The 16,473-nt window shown below is 72.5% G+C and carries 14 protein-coding genes; 6 read left to right on the top strand and 8 right to left on the bottom strand.

Features of this window, described 5'->3' with window-relative positions:
• Positions 1–105: 105 nt before the first annotated feature.
• From M1R94_RS07420 to M1R94_RS07410, 3 genes are read right to left on the bottom strand one after another with little or no spacing between them, the layout of a single operon-like run.
• Positions 106–1,293 carry an acetyl-CoA C-acetyltransferase gene (locus M1R94_RS07420; RefSeq protein ID WP_249381036.1) on the bottom strand — a complete coding sequence of 396 codons (1,188 nt, stop codon included), beginning with the start codon at positions 1,291–1,293 and terminating at the stop codon, positions 106–108.
• Entirely contained in the window at positions 1,280–1,972 is a 693-nt protein-coding gene (locus M1R94_RS07415; RefSeq protein WP_308199884.1) for a CoA transferase subunit B, read from the bottom strand. Before M1R94_RS07415 ends, M1R94_RS07420 begins: the two co-directional genes overlap by 14 nt.
• Before the next feature lie 2 nt (positions 1,973–1,974).
• Positions 1,975–2,757 (bottom strand): CoA transferase subunit A, encoded by a 783-nt coding sequence (locus M1R94_RS07410; RefSeq protein WP_249381249.1) that lies wholly within the window; start codon positions 2,755–2,757, stop codon positions 1,975–1,977.
• Between the two features lie 194 nt (positions 2,758–2,951).
• Here M1R94_RS07410 and M1R94_RS07405 point away from each other — a divergent pair, with 194 nt between their 5' ends.
• Complete coding sequence (locus M1R94_RS07405) at positions 2,952–3,143, top strand: hypothetical protein (protein WP_249381035.1); 192 nt, start codon at positions 2,952–2,954, stop codon at positions 3,141–3,143.
• Between the two features lie 35 nt (positions 3,144–3,178).
• Here the strand turns inward: M1R94_RS07405 and M1R94_RS07400 are convergent, their stop codons facing one another.
• Together M1R94_RS07400 and M1R94_RS07395 are read right to left on the bottom strand one after the other, a co-directional pair.
• Positions 3,179–4,306, bottom strand: coding sequence for a calcium/sodium antiporter (locus M1R94_RS07400; protein ID WP_249381034.1), 1,128 nt, complete (start codon positions 4,304–4,306; stop codon positions 3,179–3,181).
• 55 nt (positions 4,307–4,361) lie between these two features.
• Positions 4,362–5,390: an EamA family transporter gene (locus M1R94_RS07395; protein WP_249381033.1), complete on the bottom strand. Its 1,029-nt coding sequence runs from the start codon at positions 5,388–5,390 to the stop codon at positions 4,362–4,364.
• A 39-nt stretch (positions 5,391–5,429) separates the two neighbouring features.
• Here M1R94_RS07395 and M1R94_RS07390 point away from each other — a divergent pair, with 39 nt between their 5' ends.
• Positions 5,430–5,981, top strand: coding sequence for a CGNR zinc finger domain-containing protein (locus tag M1R94_RS07390; RefSeq protein ID WP_249381032.1), 552 nt, complete (start codon positions 5,430–5,432; stop codon positions 5,979–5,981).
• Here M1R94_RS07390 and M1R94_RS07385 read toward each other — a convergent pair.
• Positions 5,939–6,916: a VOC family protein gene (locus M1R94_RS07385; RefSeq protein ID WP_249381031.1), complete on the bottom strand. Its 978-nt coding sequence runs from the start codon at positions 6,914–6,916 to the stop codon at positions 5,939–5,941. The two genes, M1R94_RS07390 and M1R94_RS07385, sit on opposite strands and share 43 nt — an antisense overlap.
• Positions 6,917–7,200: 284 nt before the next feature.
• Here M1R94_RS07385 and M1R94_RS07380 point away from each other — a divergent pair, with 284 nt between their 5' ends.
• Positions 7,201–8,613 (top strand): MDR family MFS transporter, encoded by a 1,413-nt coding sequence (locus tag M1R94_RS07380; RefSeq protein WP_249381248.1) that lies wholly within the window; start codon positions 7,201–7,203, stop codon positions 8,611–8,613.
• Between the two features lie 489 nt (positions 8,614–9,102).
• Here M1R94_RS07380 and M1R94_RS07375 read toward each other — a convergent pair whose 3' ends face one another.
• Complete coding sequence (locus M1R94_RS07375; RefSeq protein ID WP_249381030.1) at positions 9,103–9,948, bottom strand: hypothetical protein; 846 nt, start codon at positions 9,946–9,948, stop codon at positions 9,103–9,105.
• Between the two features lie 283 nt (positions 9,949–10,231).
• Entirely contained in the window at positions 10,232–13,606 is a 3,375-nt protein-coding gene (locus tag M1R94_RS07370) for a DUF5107 domain-containing protein (protein WP_249381029.1), read from the bottom strand.
• Between the two features lie 71 nt (positions 13,607–13,677).
• Between M1R94_RS07370 and M1R94_RS07365 the strand changes: the two genes are divergently transcribed.
• From M1R94_RS07365 to M1R94_RS07355, 3 genes are all read left to right on the top strand, one after another.
• Positions 13,678–14,568 (top strand): AraC family transcriptional regulator, encoded by an 891-nt coding sequence (locus tag M1R94_RS07365; RefSeq protein ID WP_249381028.1) that lies wholly within the window; start codon positions 13,678–13,680, stop codon positions 14,566–14,568.
• Positions 14,569–14,671: 103 nt separating this feature from the next.
• Complete coding sequence (locus M1R94_RS07360) at positions 14,672–15,820, top strand: S-(hydroxymethyl)mycothiol dehydrogenase (RefSeq protein WP_249381027.1); 1,149 nt, start codon at positions 14,672–14,674, stop codon at positions 15,818–15,820.
• Positions 15,817–16,446 carry an MBL fold metallo-hydrolase gene (locus M1R94_RS07355; RefSeq protein ID WP_249381026.1) on the top strand — a complete coding sequence of 210 codons (630 nt, stop codon included), beginning with the start codon at positions 15,817–15,819 and terminating at the stop codon, positions 16,444–16,446. The genes M1R94_RS07360 and M1R94_RS07355 overlap by 4 nt, the downstream gene beginning before the upstream one ends.
• The last annotated feature ends 27 nt before the right edge of the window (positions 16,447–16,473 follow it).

The raw sequence follows: 16,473 nt of genomic DNA, 5'->3' as shown, positions 1-16,473 counted from the left end.
GGACATCCGTCCCGATCACCCATCGGCTGACGAGGTCGGGTGGTGATGGGACCAGGTCCCACGAGTCGACGTCGTGCTGCCCGACGGCGTCGCGCACGCTCCCGGTCAGCGGTGCAGCAGCAGCGCCTCGCCCTGGCCGCCACCTCCGCACAGCGCGACGGCAGCACGTCCCCGGCCCCGGCGGGCGAGCTGGTGCGCGGCGTGCACGACCAGTCGCGCCCCGGACGCCCCGATGGGGTGGCCGAGGGCGATCGCCCCGCCGTGGACGTTGACGAGGTCGTGGGAGATCCCGAGCTCGGCGACGGACTGCGCCGAGACGGCCGCGAAGGCCTCGTTGATCTCGACCAGGTCGAGATCCTCCACGGCCCATCCCTGCCGTGCGAGGGCGGCGCGGATCGCCCGGGCGGGCTGGGAGTGCAGGGAGTTGTCGGGCCCGGCGACCTGTCCCCATGCGCCCACCACGGCGAGCCAGGGCAGCCCGTGGGTCTCGGCGTGCTCGCGCGTGGTCAGCACCACGGCCGCGGCGCCGTCGGTGAGCGGTGAGGAACTCCCCGCGGTGATCGTGCCGTCGGGGGCGAAGGCCGGGCGCAGCCGGGACAGCGACTCGGCGGTCGCGTCGGGACGGATGCCCTCGTCCTGCTCGACCAGCACCGGGTCCGCCTTGGGCCGGGGGACGCTGACCGGGGCGATCTCGGCGTCGAAGGCACCGGACATCCACGCCGCGGCGGCACGTTGGTGGGAGCGGGCGGCGATCTCGTCCTGGGCGGCGCGGGTGATCCCCAGCGGGCCGTTGTGACGTTCGGTGGAGGCGCCCATCGACTCGTGGTCGAAGGCGTCGGTCAGGCCGTCGTGCTCGGTGTGGTCGAGGGCTGCGACCGCCCCGTAGCGCCATCCGCGACGGACGCCCGGGAGCAGGTGGGGGGCGTTGGTCATCGACTCCTGCCCGCCGGCCACGACGACGGTGACCTCCCCCAGCCGGATCATCCGGGCTGCGTCGATGATCGCTGCGAGCCCGGACAGGCAGACCTTGTTCACGGTGGTCGCCGGGACGTCCCAGCCGATGCCGGCGCCGACGGCGGTCTGCCGGGCGGGGTTCTGGCCGCCCCCGGCCTGGAGCACCTGGCCGAGCACGACAGCGTCGACCGCGGCGGCCGGCAGACCGGACCGTTCGAGGGCGGCGCGGACGGCGACCGCGCCGAGCTCGGCGGCGGTCAGGGCCGCGAGCCCGCCCGAGATCCTGCCCTGGGGGGTGCGTGCGGCTGCCAGGACGACGACGTCGTCAGGACCGGTCATGATCTGCTCCTTCGTCGAGCGAGGGGTCCGTGCCTGCCTGGAGCGAGGGGTCGACGTCGAGCTCGGGCTCGGTCGCGTCACGCACCTCCTGGACGGTGGTCCCGGGGGCGAGCTCGCGCAGCACGAGCCCGTCGGGGGTCACGTCGAGCACCGCGAGGTCGGTGATGATGCGGTGGACGACCCCGCGTCCGGTCAGCGGCAGGGTGCACTCGTGCAGGATCTTGGGCGACCCGTCGCGGGCGCGGTGCTCCATCAGGACGATCACCCGTGCCGCCCCGTGGACCAGGTCCATCGCCCCGCCGGGGCCCTTGACCATCTTCCCGGGGATCATCCAGTTCGCCAGGTCGCCGCGGGCCGAGACCTGCATGCCGCCCAGGATGGCGGCGTCGATCTTGCCGCCGCGGATCATCCCGAAGCTCATCGCCGAGTCGAAGAACGAGGCGCCCGGCAGGACGGTCACGGTCTCCTTGCCGGCGTTGATGAGGTCGGGGTCGACGGCGTCCTCGGTCGGGTAGGGCCCCACCCCGAGGATCCCGTTCTCGGACTGCAGCACCAGGTGCCGACCAGCCGGGACGTAGTTGGGCACCAGGGTCGGCAGGCCGATGCCGAGGTTCACGTAGGAGCCGTCGACGAGCTCGAGCGCCGCGCGGGCGGCCATCTGCTCACGGGTCAGGGCCACGGTCACACCTCCTGGTCGGGCTCGGTGGGCCTGACGGTCCGGCGTTCGATGCGTTTGGGGCTGTCGGTGCCCACCTCGACCACGCGGTGGACGTACACGCCCGGCAGGTGCACCGCGTCGGGGTCGATCTGGCCCGGTTCGACGAGCTCCTCGACCTCGGCGATCGTCAGCGCGCCGGCCATCGCGGCGAGCGGGGAGAAGTTGCGCGCCGAGCGGTGGAAGACGAGGTTGCCGTGCCGGTCTCCGCGCAGGGCGTGGACCAGGGCGACGTCGGTCGAGATCGCCTCCTCCAGGACGAACTCCCGGGGCTCACCCCGCACGGTGAAGGTGCGGGTCTCCTTGGGCGGTGAGGCCACCGCGACGCGGCCCTCGGCGTCGTAGCGTCGCGGCAGGCCACCCTCGGCGACCTGGGTGCCGACGCCGGTCTGGGTCCAGAAGGCCGCGATGCCGGACCCTCCGGCGCGCAGCTTCTCGGCCAGGGTGCCCTGGGGGGTGAGCTCGACCTCGAGCTCGCCGGTGAGGAACCGGCGCTCGAACTCCTTGTTCTCCCCGACGTAGGAGGAGGTCATCTTGCGGATCTGCCCGGCGGCCAGGAGCAGCCCGAGGCCCCAGTCGTCGACGCCGCAGTTGTTGCTGACCACCGACAGGTCACGCACACCGCTGGCCAGGATCGCCTCGATCAGCGCGACGGGGTTGCCGCACAGCCCGAAGCCCCCGACCGCCAGGGTGGCGCCGTCGGTGATGTCGGCGACCGCTTCGGTGGCGGTGGCCACCACCTTGTCGATGTGGCTCACGGGCGGACCTCCACGGCGTCGGGGCGCAACGCAGGGCGGCGCCGGTCGACGTCGTCCCGCACCACCGACTCTTGCACCCCACCGGGAGTGCGCACCACCGGGGTGCCCCGCGGGTGGCGGAAACTCGACGAACAGTGGCATCCCGGCCACTTGGCCGGTCCCGACGTCCGTCGCATGCTCGATCCATGGGCACCGTCGTCTTCCTGCTCCTGCTGACCGCGTTCCTCGTCGCGCTCGGCCGGTCGACCATGCCCGTCGTCCGGCACAGCCCGTGGTCCCGGACCACACCGCGCGAGGTGGGCCGGCTCGCGCTCCGCGGTGCCCGCGCCCTGGCTGACCTCGGAGGACCGCGGGGCGGGGGTCAGGGGCTCGCCTGACCCGGCCGGCGCACCGGCCGCCCGCCCACGGGGGGTCAGCGCTCGGCGCCGTCCTCCCCGGCGCCGTCGTCCAGCAGCGGTTGACCACGACCTCGTCGGAGCCCGATCTCGTAGGTGGCGAGCAGCGCCAGGGTCAGACCGGTGAGCGGCAGGACGAAGAGCAGCATCACGCTGCTGAACTGGTCCAGCACCGCGTGCTGGGCCGAGTTGAGCAGCAGGAAGACCACGTAGGCCGTGTAGTAGGCGAGGAAGAGCCCGGCCTCCCAGCGCTTGATGGTGAAGCCCGTGAAGGCGATGGGGAGCAGCGCGACGGCCACGGCGACCATCACCGGGAGGTCGAAGCGCAGGGCGCTGGCCTCGACCGGGACGCCTCCGGGCGTGATCACGGCCGCGAGGCCCATCACCGCGCCGATGTTGAAGATGCAGCTCCCGACGGCGTTGCCCACGGCCATCTCGACGTTGCCGCGGATCGCCGCGATCACCGAGGTTGCGAGCTCGGGCAGCGAGGTGCCGACCGCGACGATGGTCAGCCCGACCACCATCTCGCTCATCCCGAGGGCCAGGGCGATCTCGGTCGCGGCGTCCACGAGCCACTGCGCCCCGAGGACGAGCATCGCGACGCCCACCACCACGAGGAGCAGCGCGAGCAGGACGGGTCGGCCGCCTCCCGGCCCGGGTGCGTGCGTCAGCCGGCCCTTGCCCTCGGTCGCGGACTGGGCCTGGCGGCTGCGGATCACCGCCCACGCGACGTAGCCGATCAGCAACGCGAGCAGGACCCCGCCGTCGAGCCGCGAGACGCCGTCGCCCTGCAGGCTCAGCCCCCACATCAGCAGGGACAGCACGATCATCACCGGGACGTCGCGTCGCACCACGGGCAGCCGCACCGCGAGCGGCAGGATCAGGCCGGCCACACCGATGACGAGCAGGATGTTCGCGATGTTGGAGCCGACCACGTTGCCCACCGCCAGGCCGGGGCTGCCGGCCAGGCTCGCGCGGGCGGTGACCGCGAGCTCGGGGGCCGAGGTCGCGAAGGAGACGACGGTCAGGCCGATCACCAGCGGGGACAGCCCGAAGGAGCGGGCCATCGTGCTGGCTCCACGGACCAGCACCTCGCCGCCCGCCACCAGCAGGACGAAGCCACCGATGAGCAGGAGCGCAGTCACGGGTACAGCCTCACGGCACACCGGCCCGGTCGCACCCGGGGCGCGCCGGTGAGAGTCACACCGGGGCCGGGCTGGCCGGTACGGAGTCCTCAGGGGCAGGGTCGGTGAGGGCGGTCCGGACCGGCGAGCTCTCCCGCTCGCCGAGCTTGACCACCACGACCCCGGCCAGCACGAGCACCCCACCGAGCAGCTGGACGGCGCGTGGCAGCTCACCGAGCAGCAACCACGCGAAGCCGACTGCCATGAGCACCTCGAGCAGGGCCACGAAGGAGGCCAGCCGTGAGCCGAGCCGCCGGCTCGCGGCGATGCCGGTGGTGTAGGCCAGGGCAGCGGTCACCACGGCCAGGGCGAGCAACGGCACCCACCAGGTGACCGAGCGGCCCGAGTAGACGGCCGGGGCGGTCGAGACGTCCATCGCGAGCAGCCCGACGGCGCCGAGCAGGCCCAGGGTCGCGGTCCCGACGGCGAGCCCACCGGCGGCGAGCACCATCGGCGGCAGGCCGTTGTCCTCGTCGGCGGAGATGACGAAGTAGGCGGCGGCGCCGACCATCGCCCCCAGGGCCCAGAGCACACCGGTGGTGCTGATCTCGGCGCCGCTGAGCAGGTCGAGCACCAGCACCAGGCCGAGGGCCGCGAGCCCCGCGCCGGCGAGGGTCACCGCGCCCGGACGCTGCTGGTGCCGCACCCAGAGCCAGAGCACGACGGCGGCCGGGGCGGTGTACTCGATCAGCAGGGCGGGGCCGACCTGCATGTACGTCACGGCCGAGAAGTAGCAGAACTGCGCACCCGCGACGGCGAGCACCCCGTAGAGGGTGATGAGACCGGCGTTGCGTCGCAGCAGCGACCACCTGCCCCGCAGGGCGACCGCCCCGAAGGGCGCGACGACGAGTGCGGCGATGCCGACCCGGACGACGACCACCGCGCCGGGGCTCCACCCGGTGTCGAGCAGCCCGCGGGCGAGGGCTCCGGACAGCCCGAAGCTCGCCGCGGAGACCACGGCGAAGGACAGCCCGCTCGCGAGCCGGCCGGGGGCAGCGGAGCCGGGCCGGCCGGGCACACGGGTGTCATGGGCAATCGCGGTCATGAGCCGTGACGCTAAGGCCCCATCGGGTAACCTGTCAACGTGCTTTTCACCCATGACACGGAGCAGTCGCTGCAGGCCGCGGTCGTGCTGGCCAACACCGCCGGGGACCCCGATCTGCTCACGACCGTCGCCGAGGTCGACGACTGGTACGAGGGCTTCTCCTACACCGGACGACGCGACGGCGACGAGGCCGAGCTCGAGGCGCTCCGTGCGCTGCGACCCGCGCTGCGCGAGCTGCTGACCAGCGACCGCGACCACGCCGCCGGGCTGGTCAACGAGATGCTCGCCGAGGCCGTCGCGGTCCCCCGCCTGGTGCGGCACGGTGCGTTCGACTGGCACCTGCACGCGGTGTCCGACGACGCCCCGCTGGTCACCCGGGTGGTGGTCGAGACAGCCATGGCGATGGTCGACGTCATCCGTGTCGACGAGATGTCCCGGCTCAGCACCTGCGCGGACGAGAGCTGCGTCGGCGTCGTCCTGGACCTCTCCCGCAACCGCTCGCGGCGCTACTGCAGCGTCGCCTGCGGCAACCGCAACGCCGTGGCCGCCTACCGCGCGCGTCGGGCAGATCGGTCCCGGGTCGCGAGGTAGGCGGCGAAGGGCGCGGACAGCTCCGCAGCGGCCAGGTCCGTCGGGCCCTGCCGCACGACGAGCGTCAGCTCACGGGTGACCGCCTCGACCAGCCGCGCGGTGACCTCGGGTGAGGCGTCGATCTGGGTCGGGACGCTCTCCTTCGGTGCTGCGAAGACGATCTCGGTCACGCCCGCACCGTCGGCGACCAGCCGGCACATCGCGCACGGCTCACAGCTCGACAGCACCACGGCACCACGGAGGTCCGCCGATCCGACCCGCCGGGCGGCGTCCCGGATCGCCACCACCTCGCCGTGACCACTCGGGTCGACGCCCGCGAGCGCGGTGTTGACGCCGGTCCCGATCACGACGCCGTCGCGGACGACCACGGCGGTGAAGGGCATCTGACCGGTCGCCCCGTGCCGGGTGGCCGACCCCACGGTGCGGAGCAGCAGGCCCGGTTCGCCACCGAGGGACTCCGACGACGAGCCGACCAGAGCAGCGAGCTCCGCGGCCACCTTCGGCTCGGCACCGGTCGGCTCGGCACCGGGGGTCTCGGCACCGAGCTCCTGGAAGAGGGTGACCTGGATGCCCTGGGGGCCCTCGAGGCGGGAGTTGAGCGAGTCCCACGGGGTGCGCGTGGGCGCGGCGATCAGCCGCACCCCCTGAGCCGCAGCGTGCTCGGTCGCGCCGGTCGCGTCGTGGACCTCGAGGGCCAGGCGCACGTCGCTGCTGGGCAGGCCGCCGGTCTCGACGTCGGCGATGTACCGGGCCTGGGCGAGGTTCGCGAGCTCGAGGGTCGCGCGGCCGGCGTCCAGGATCACCACCTGCGCACCGTCGGGACCGCTGATGGCCTCGGCCTCGCTCAGTCCCAGCACGTCGCGGTAGTAGGTGCGTGCGGCGTCGAGATCCGTGACGGTCAGGACGGTGCGGAGCTGGGTGACCCGAGGTGCCATGACGCCACGGTAGGACGGGTGGCGCGCCGTCGTCGCCCGTCGCGGAGCCGCGGCCGTGTGCCCGTGGCGAATTGTCTTGCCCATACCCGGGCGTATCCCTAGCGTGAGGTCGCCGGCGACGCCGCTGCCCCGGCCCCCCTTGTGCATGCTTCTGACGGAGGACCGCTGTGACCGAGACCACCCGCCCGGTGCCGAGCAGCACCACGCCCCCCACGGGCGGGTCGCAGCGCACCGCCGACGAGCCGCGCGCCCCGCTGGCACCTGCGTCCGCCGCCCCCACCGCGATGAGCCCACGGGACCGCCTGGCCGTCGGCCTCATGCTCTTCTCGACCTTCGTGGTCATCCTCAACGAGACCACCATGGGGGTCGCCCTCCCCCACCTGATGGCCGACCTGGACATCGTGCCCAGCACCGCGCAGTGGGTCACCACCTCGTTCATGCTCACGATGGCCGTGGTCATCCCGGTGACCGGGTTCGTCATCCAGCGGATCACCACGCGCGCCACGTTCCTCACGGCGATGTCCCTGTTCAGCGTGGGCACGCTCGTCTGCGCCGTCGCGCCCACCTTCCCGCTGCTGCTCAGCGGCCGGGTGGTCCAGGCCGCGGGGACCGCGATCATGCTGCCGCTGCTGATGACCACGGTGATGACGGTGACGCCGGTGGCCACCCGCGGCCGGACCATGGGGAACATCTCGGTGGTGATCTCGGTCGCCCCGGCCCTGGGCCCCACGATCTCGGGCCTCGTGCTCAGCGCCCTGCCGTGGCGATGGATCTTCGTGCTGATGCTGCCCGTGGCCCTGGGCGCGCTGGTGCTCGGCGCGGTCCGGATGCCGAACCTGACCACCCCCCACCACGCTCGCGTGGACCTGCTGTCCGTGGCGCTGTCGGCCGTCGGCTTCGGCGGGATCGTCTACGGGCTCAGCCACCTGGGCGAGTCGGCCGGTGACCTCGTCGCTGCCGCCGCCCCGATCGTGGTCGGCGCCGCGGCGCTCAGCCTGTTCGTCGCGCGGCAGCGGCGCCTGCAGCTCACCGACTCGGCGCTGCTCGACCTGCGGACGTTCACCTCACCGACCTTCTCGGTCGCGGTGGTCCTCATGGCGATCAGCATGATGTCCCTGTTCGGCACCATCATCCTGCTGCCCCTGTACGCCCAGAACGTGCTGGGACTCACGCCGTTGCAGACCGGGTTGCTGCTGCTGCCCGGTGGTCTGCTCATGGGCCTGGCCGCACCGTCGGTGGGTCGCACCTACGACCGGCACGGCCCGCGCGTCCTGCTCGTGCCGGGCACCGTGGTGGTCAGCGCCGCAGCGTGGTCCTTCGCCGCCCTGGACGCGACCAGCCCTGCCTGGCAGGTGCTCGCCGGGCACGTGGTGCTCAGCGGCGGCCTGGCCCTGATGTTCACCCCGTTGTTCACCGCGGCCCTGGGCTCGCTGACCCCACGGCTGTACTCCCACGGCAGCGCGATGGTCGGCACCGTGCAGCAGGTGGCCGGGGCCGCAGGGACGGCCCTGTTCATCACCGTTCTCACCGCGCAGAGCCTGCGGCTGGCCGACGGCGGCGCGAGCGAGGTCGCCGCCACCGCCGGCGGGGTGCACGCCGCCTTCGTCGTGGGGGCGGTCATCACCCTGGTGGCCATCCCTGCGGCTTTCCTGCTCAGGGTGCGTCCGGGGGTGCCGGGGGTGGCGGCCGGGCACTGAGGGTGGGCACGCCGCGTCTCAGGCGGCGTTGCGCTAGGGCCCGGCCCGACGGCGGAGGCCCGCGGGGGTCACGTCCTTGCGGACGTCCCCGGGCCGCGAGTCAGGGCTTCGAACCAGTACGGCTCGGCCCGGTGCGTCGAAAGAGTGTCCACTCCCTCGACGCACCGGGATGATCCAAGGACGTCAGCCGCGACCACGCGGCTGACCGAGCCGCTTCTCCGATCGCCGCATGCGGGCGCTTCTTTCCCGCCCGCATGCGTGTTCGCGAGAACAGGCTCAGACGACCCCGAACATCCACGCACCCGCAAAGATGAGTCCGAGTGCGATCACGGCCCAGGCGCCGGCCTGGAGCGGCCGTGAACGACGACGAAAGGCGACGGAGAGAACTCCCCCGCCGAGAACGATCAGCACGAGGGCTAGAACGACGAAGAACATCTTCTCACTTCACCATCCGATTCGACGAGGAGCTTCTTTGACTGGGTCACAGAATCAGTAACGGTTTGCAGTCGTCCAGTTGCAGCGATGAACTGCGACGCCGTAGGACCAGTGCGTCGTCCGGTTGACCCGGAACCGCTCGAGGTTCCAGTCGCCCGCCAGGTTGGCGTAGCCGCCCGCGACGTGGCACTGGTACTGCTGGTGAAGCGTGGTCTTGACCGTCACGCTCGGAGCCTTGGCCTTGACCTCGCTCCACCCCGCGTTCAGGAAGATCGCCTGCCCCGCGACCGTCGGTGTGTGCATCCCCTGCCCCCACGCCGACTTCCGGGCGTTCACCCGCAGCTGGCCGTTGTAGGTGTCGGTCCACACCTTCGAGAAGAGGTCGACGCCCAGCCACGGATCGGCGACGACCGGGTAGTCGACTGGAGCGCCGGCGTGCTCGACGACCTGGACGAGCGTCGACCCGCGTGCCTCGAAGTGCGTCGGGACCTCGTGGCCTGACGCGTCGATCGCCCAGGGTGCTGCAGAGGCGAGGAGGAGTCCTCCGTCAGCTCCGGTGTACACGGCCGACCCGTCCTCCATGACCTGCAGCACTGCTCCGTCGATCACCTCGAACGGAAACTCGAACTCGCCTGGCGAGTCGTTGCCGTCGATGACGAAGACGATCTGGACCGATCCGTCCTCCTTCTCGAGCGGGGCGACCACCACCCCGTCGTCGCCGACCAGAAGCGGGGACCCGTCAGGAAGTGCCGTCAGATCTGCATCGGCTCCGACGGGCAGCCCGACCTCGATGCCTGCGACGGTGACGTCAGCACCCACGATCTCGGTGATCTGCTCCTGCGATGCGGTCGTGGGCGAAGGCGCACCGTCCTCAGTCGCGGCGAGGTCGTCGAAAACCATCGGAGCGACCGAAGAAACGGCGGAGACGAACTCCCCCTCGGGCGAAGGATCGGCTGGAGCCGCAGAAGCGGCATTCGCCACGAGAAGCGCCGAGGCGCAGGCAAGAGTCAAGATCGGGACGGTTCTCATGGAACTCCAGATGTCGTGAGGGAATGGGCCTTTCGCAAGGCGCCGCGTCAAGATAGCAGAAATCGGACTATTGGGATTTTTGTTGAAATGTTGATCGCGGGCACGACGAGGACGACCATCAGGTGTCCTCCTGGTCGTCCGCTGCAGGTGGGGCTCATGAGACGTGCTCCCCGACGAGCGCACGCTGCAGGTCCAGGGCGCGCACGTGACCCGGTTCACGCACGGCCACCTCGGCAGCCAGGGCATCGGCCTGCGCGAGCTCACCGTGCAGGGCGGCGACCTGGGCACGCAGCAGCAGCACGGTGGTGTCCTGGAGTTCCTGCACGTCGTCGGTGAACAGCAGCATCGAGGGCAGCGAGGTCGCGAAGTAGTCCACGGTCGCGGGGGTCGCGGCGAGCCGGTCGACGTGCGCCGCGAGCCCGTCGAGCAGGGTGGTGGCCCCCGCGTGGTCCTCGAGCCTGCGGCTGGCGAGCACCGAGTAGTAGGTCATGTCGGAGTACGCCGTGGGTGCCATCCCCTGGAAGTCCCCGGCGAAGGTGGCCGCGCTGCGCCACGCGTCACGGGCGCCCTCGTGGTCGCCGACGGCGCAGCGGGCGTCGCCCAGGGCGAGCAGCAGGTGGGAGCAGTTGGCGAGCGGGTGCCGTCCCTCGCCCAGGGTCTGCGCGGGCTCGAGGGCCGTGCCCAGCAGGCCCACGGCCGTGGTGGCCCGGCCCGCGGCGAGCTCCTCGCGGGCCAGGGTCAGCAGCGTCTCGTCCCACGCGGACAGGACCTGTCCCTCACCACCCTCCCAGGGCTGGAAGCGGCGTCCGTGCAGCAGGGCCAGCGCCTCGCGCGCGCGCCCCGCCGCGACGAGCAGCCGGATCAGCTCGACGGTCAGGTCGTCGCGTCGGCCGACCATCTCGGGTGCGGCCTCGAGCCGGGCGAGCCGGTGCTCGACGCTGCGACCCGTGCGCTTGTCGAGCTGGTCGAGCTCGTAGAGCAGGCGGGCGTCCTGCGGGGCGAGGGAGCGCGCCTGGTCGTAGTGGTGCCGCGCCAGGTCGGCGTCGCCGTGCACGTTGAACGCGGCCACGGCGAGGTTGCGCCACACGACGGGGTCGTCGGGGTCGGCGTCGACCGAGCGCTCCCATGCCTGGACGGCGTCGGCGTAGCGGCGCTGGAAGTACAGCCAGTGCCCGAGCAGCGCCCAGGCCCTGGCGTCCTGGGGCCAGGCCTCCAGGATCCGGCCCAGCATGTCGATGTCGTCGAGGCGCGAGGGCAGGCAGTAGGTGGCATCGGCACAGCGCGCCGCCTCCTGCGCCTGCTGCGCGGCGGCGGGCTCCCCGACTGCCAGGAGCAGGTCGCTGCGGTGGTAGAGCGCGAGGGGCGCGACGCCGACCTGCCCGGGGACGGTGGGCATGGCCGCCACGGTGTCGAGCAGCCGCAGCGCGGCGACCTGCTCGCCCACGGACGCGCGCTCGAGCGCGACGTCGAGCAGGGTGGGTGCGTCGGCGCCCAGGGGCTGACCTGCGAGGTCACGGGACCAGGTGTCGAGGGGGTCGATCCTCAGGGAGCCGTCCAGCAGCCGGGTCGCCTCGTCGGTGCGTCCCAGGCGCCGCAGCACGGTCACCGCGACGCAGCGGGCCTGGAGGTTCTGGGCGTCGGCCGCGAGCACGGCCTGGGCGTGGTCGAGAGCCGCCGGGTCCGCGCCGCGTCGTGCGTCGATGCGGGCCATCGCCAGGTGCGCGGCGGGTGACCAGGCCGCGTTCCAGGCGGCCTTGGCGTAGGCGTCGTAGGCCTCGTCGGTGCGACCGGTCCGGGCCAGCACCTGACCGAGGCGGTAGGTGGCCTCGCCGTCGGCCGGGTTGGGGTTGAGCCGGGTCTGCCGGCCGACGGCGGTGCGCAGGTGCTGCTCGGCCTCGGCGTAGCGCCCGGCCGGCAGGCGGCGGACCGCGAGGGCCACGTTGCAGCGCACGTCGCCCGGGTCACGGTCCAGCGCCTGACGCCAGTACGGCTCGGGCGACCGGGTCGCGTGACGGTACTGCTCGAGGTGCAGACCCACCAGGTACAGCTCGTCGACCGAGGAGACGTCGCCCGGGGCCGGCGGCTCGCTCGCGGGCGGCGGGACCTCAGGGGACTCCACGGGCGGCCGGTGGGTCCAGCGCAGCAGCTCGGTGCCCTCGTGCCCCACGACCAGGGTCAGGTCGGTGGGCTCCAGGACGTCGTCGAACCCCACCTCGCAGACCACGGGCTGACCGGGGGCAGCGTCCGCCGTCGTGCTCCACCGCAGGGTTCCCGCGGTATCGACGAGCGAGAGCTCGAGCCCGGGGCGGACGGCGGTCGTGGCGGCAGCGACCCGGACCCCCGTGCCGCCGCCCTCCCCGGGCACGACGTCGAGTCGCACGGCCACGTCCAGGGTGGCCTGGTGCACGGGGCCGGTCTGCTGCAGGGGGTACCAGTACTGGCTGAAGGTCTTGGTCTCCCCGGGCGCCAGGAAGCTGAAGTCGGGCTGGTTGTCGGTGTAGACCCCGGCCATCAGCTCGACGTAGGGACCGTCGGTGTCGGTGAGGTTGGCGTCCCAGGCCCAGCCGAAGGGTCCGTTGCCCCAGGTCCACTGCTTCTTGCCCGGCGAGACACGGTGGTCGGCCCAGTGCACGAAGCCGGCGTCGACGCCGTGGTCGTACCCGCCGAAGAAGTCGTCCTGCGAGCCCAGGCACATGTAGGAGGTCGGGACCGGGATGTTGCGGTACCAGTCGATCCGGTCGGCATCGGGCCGGGCCTGGGCCCGCTCTTGGTAGTCGACGCCGTAGTAGGGGCGGTCAGCCCGGGGGAACGCGGTGACGGCGCGCTTGGCGTGGTCGGCGACGGCGTGGACGTCGGTGGGGAAGAAGGACTGGTAGTCGTCGTTGACGGCGACGGCGACGTTGGCCCACCACAGGAAGGTCTGGACGTCATCGGTGCGGTTGAACAGGCGGGCCCGCAGCTCGATCACGCTGCTGTCGGGCCGCAGCCGGAAGCCGTGCATGCCCTTCATCCGGGCGAAGGGGTCGTGGTCGGAGCACCACACGGTGACGGCGCCGTCGTCCTCGTGCTCGATCAGGGCCTCGGTGGGCAGGAAGGTGCCCGGACGGTGGTGCTGGGGCCAGTTGAGCTCGACCCCACCGGAGACCCAGGGACCGCCGAGCCCGACCAGGGCAGGCTTGATCACGTTGTTGCGGTAGAAGAAGTCGTACCCGGTGGTCTTGTCCAGACCGATGTGGAGGCGCCCGCCGAGCTCGGGCAGGACGACCAGCCGCACCCACGCGTTCTCGAGGTGGACGGCGTCCCACTGCCGTGGGGCCTTGGTCGCGCTGATCCGCTCGTGGAAGGGCAGGGGGTAGATGCGGCCCGAGGAGCCCTGGTAGACGCGGTTCTCCAGGAAGGCGGGGTACCGGTCGGGGGCCGCGGGGAGGTACGTGTCGATGGTCAGCGGCTCACGCCACGCGGCGACCGGTGCGCCGGTCAGGGAGGACGGGACGGGCGGGAGGTCCAGTCTGGACTCTTCGTCGAGCATGTCGACGACGCTAGGAGCCCGCGGCGTGCGCGAGAATGGCCATTCCCTCGAACCACATGGATGATCCGACGATGAGCGCTCCCTCCGAGACCACCCGGTTGGCCGAGGGCTTCCCCGGCCAGCGCATGCGGGTGCTGCCCCGCCCCCTGGTCGCCCAGGCGCTCCGCGCCCCGGTCACCGGCCAGCTGCTGGTGACCGACGTCGGCTTCTTCCCCAAGGCGTCCTCGCACGGCCGTGAGCGGGCCCGGGGTGCCCCGCAGGACATCGTCATCGTGTGCGCGGCCGGGCGCGGCACGTGCGTCCTGCCGTCCGGGACGCACAGCGTGCGCGCCGGCCAGGCCGTGGTGATCCCCGCCGGCGTCCCGCACACCTACGAGGCGGACGCGACCGAGCCATGGACCATCTGGTGGATGCACCTGGTGGGACGCAGCGTGCCCGAGCTCTTCGAGGCGATCGGTGCGACCGCGCAGCAACCCGTCTTCGGGCTCGGCGACCCGGCACGGGTGGTGTCCCTGATCGACACGATCATCCGACGCATGGAACGTGACGAGACCACCTCGACGCTGATCGCGGCGTCGGGGGCGGCCTGGTACGCCCTGTCGCTGCTCGCGGCCGACCGCCGGGCCCTGGGCCGCGAGAGCGTCGACCCGGTGCAGGCGGCCATCGAGCACCTGCTCGCCAACGCCTCGTCCCGGGTGTCCCTGGCCGAGCTCGCGGGGATGGCGGGGCTCAGCGAGTCCCACTTCGCGGTGCGGTTCCGCCGGGCGACCGGCTACGGGGCCCTGGAGTACCAGACCCGCCTGCGCATGGGCCTGGCGCGCGAGCTGCTCGACACCACCGACCGCACGATCACCTCGATCGCACGGCAGGTCGGCTACCCCGACCCGCTGTACTTCTCCCGCCAGTTCCGACGCATCCACGGGACGAGCCCGACGGAGTACCGGTCGCACGACAAGGGGTGAGGGCGGTGGCCGGCAACCGCACGACCTCGCCGTACCGCCCCCAGGCCGCCCCGCGGGTTCCGTGATTGGCTGGCGGTCCCACCCATCCCCGTCGAGGAGACCCATGCCGCACACCGTGAAGGGCGTCGTGTCCCGCTCCCAGGGGGCACCCGTCGAGCTCGTCGACATCGTGGTCCCCGATCCCGGTCCCGGGGAGGCGGTCGTGGACGTGCGCGCCTGCGGGGTGTGCCACACCGACCTGCACTACCGCGAGGGTGGCATCACCGACGACTACCCCTTCCTGCTCGGTCATGAGGCTGCGGGCGTGGTCTCCGCGATCGGTGACGGCGTCACGAACGTGGCGGTCGGTGACACCGTGGTGCTCAACTGGCGGGCCGTGTGCGGCCAGTGCCGGGCGTGCAAGCGCGGTGAGCAGCAGTACTGCTTCGCGACCCACAACGCCGCGCAGCCGATGACCCTGACCGACGGCACGCCGCTCTCACCGGCGCTGGGCATCGGCGCCTTCTGCGAGAAGACCCTGGTCCACTCGGGCCAGTGCACGAAGGTCGACGCCGACGTCGACCCCGCGGTCGCGGGCCTGCTGGGCTGCGGGGTGATGGCCGGCATCGGGGCCGCGGTCAACACCGCACCGGTGCGCCGGGGGCAGACCGTCGCGGTCATCGGCTGCGGCGGGGTGGGGTGCGCAGCGGTCGCCGGAGCGGTCCTGGCAGGGGCCCGTCGCGTCATCGCGATCGACCTGGACCAGCAGAAGCTGACCCGGGCCACCAGCGTCGGAGCCACGCACACGGTGTGCTCGCGCGGGATGGACGAGGACGCCGTCGTCGGCGCGATCCGCGAGCTGACTGACGGGTTCGGGGCCGACGTCGTGATCGACGCCGTCGGCCGGCCCGAGACGTGGCGGCAGGCCTTCTACGGCCGTGACCTGGCAGGGACCGTCGTGCTGGTGGGTGTCCCCACCCCCCAGATGCAGCTGCAGGTGCCGTTGGCCGACGTGTTCGGCCGCGGTGGGGCGCTCAAGTCCTCCTGGTACGGCGACTGCCTGCCCGAGCGCGACTTCCCGGCCCTGATCGAGCTGTTCCAGAACGGCCGGCTGCCGCTGGACGCCTTCGTCTCCGAACGCGTGGGCCTGGGTGACGTCGAGGAGGCCTTCGCCACGATGGGCCGCGGTGAGGTCCTGCGATCGGTGGTCGTCCTGGACCGTGCCGGCACGGACCGCACCACCACCCCCACGACCGACGGAGTCCCCGCATGAGCGCACGCATCGAGCACCTGGTCACCGCGGGCACGTTCAGCCTGGACGGTGAGACCTTCGACGTCGAGAACAACGTGTGGATCGTGGGGGACGACGTCGAGTGCGTGGTGGTCGACGCCCCGCACGACGCCGACGTGATCGCCGCCGCGGTCGGTGACCGCACCCTGGTGGCCGTGGTCGCCACCCACGCGCACGACGACCACGTGCGGCACGCCCCGGCCCTGGCCGAGCGCTTCGGCGCGCCCGTGCTGCTGCACCCGGCGGACCGGCCGGTGTGGGAGCTGACCCACCCGGCGTCGCTCAGCACGACCGACCTCACCGACGGCCAGGTGGTCCCTGTCGCGGGTGTCGAGCTGCACGTGCTGCACACCCCGGGCCACTCCCCCGGCGCGGTGTCGTTGCACTGCCCAGAGCTGGGTGTGGTCCTCACCGGGGACACCCTCTTCAACGGCGGTCCGGGGGCGACGGGACGGTCGTTCTCGGACTTCCCGACGATCGTGGAGTCGATCCGCACCCGGCTGCTCACCCTGCCCCCCGAGACCCGGGTGCTGACCGGGCACGGTGACGAGACGACCATCGGCGCCGAGGCACCGCACCTGCAGGAGTGGCTCGACCGGGGGCACTGAGAGCTCCGGCAGGGCCGGCGGCGCTCC

It is taken from the genome of Actinotalea alkalitolerans, from assembly GCF_023369855.1.
GTDB lineage: Bacteria > Actinomycetota > Actinomycetes > Actinomycetales > Cellulomonadaceae > Actinotalea.
Note: the sequence above shows the minus strand (reverse complement) of the source record. Positions and strands in the feature narration are given on the sequence as shown.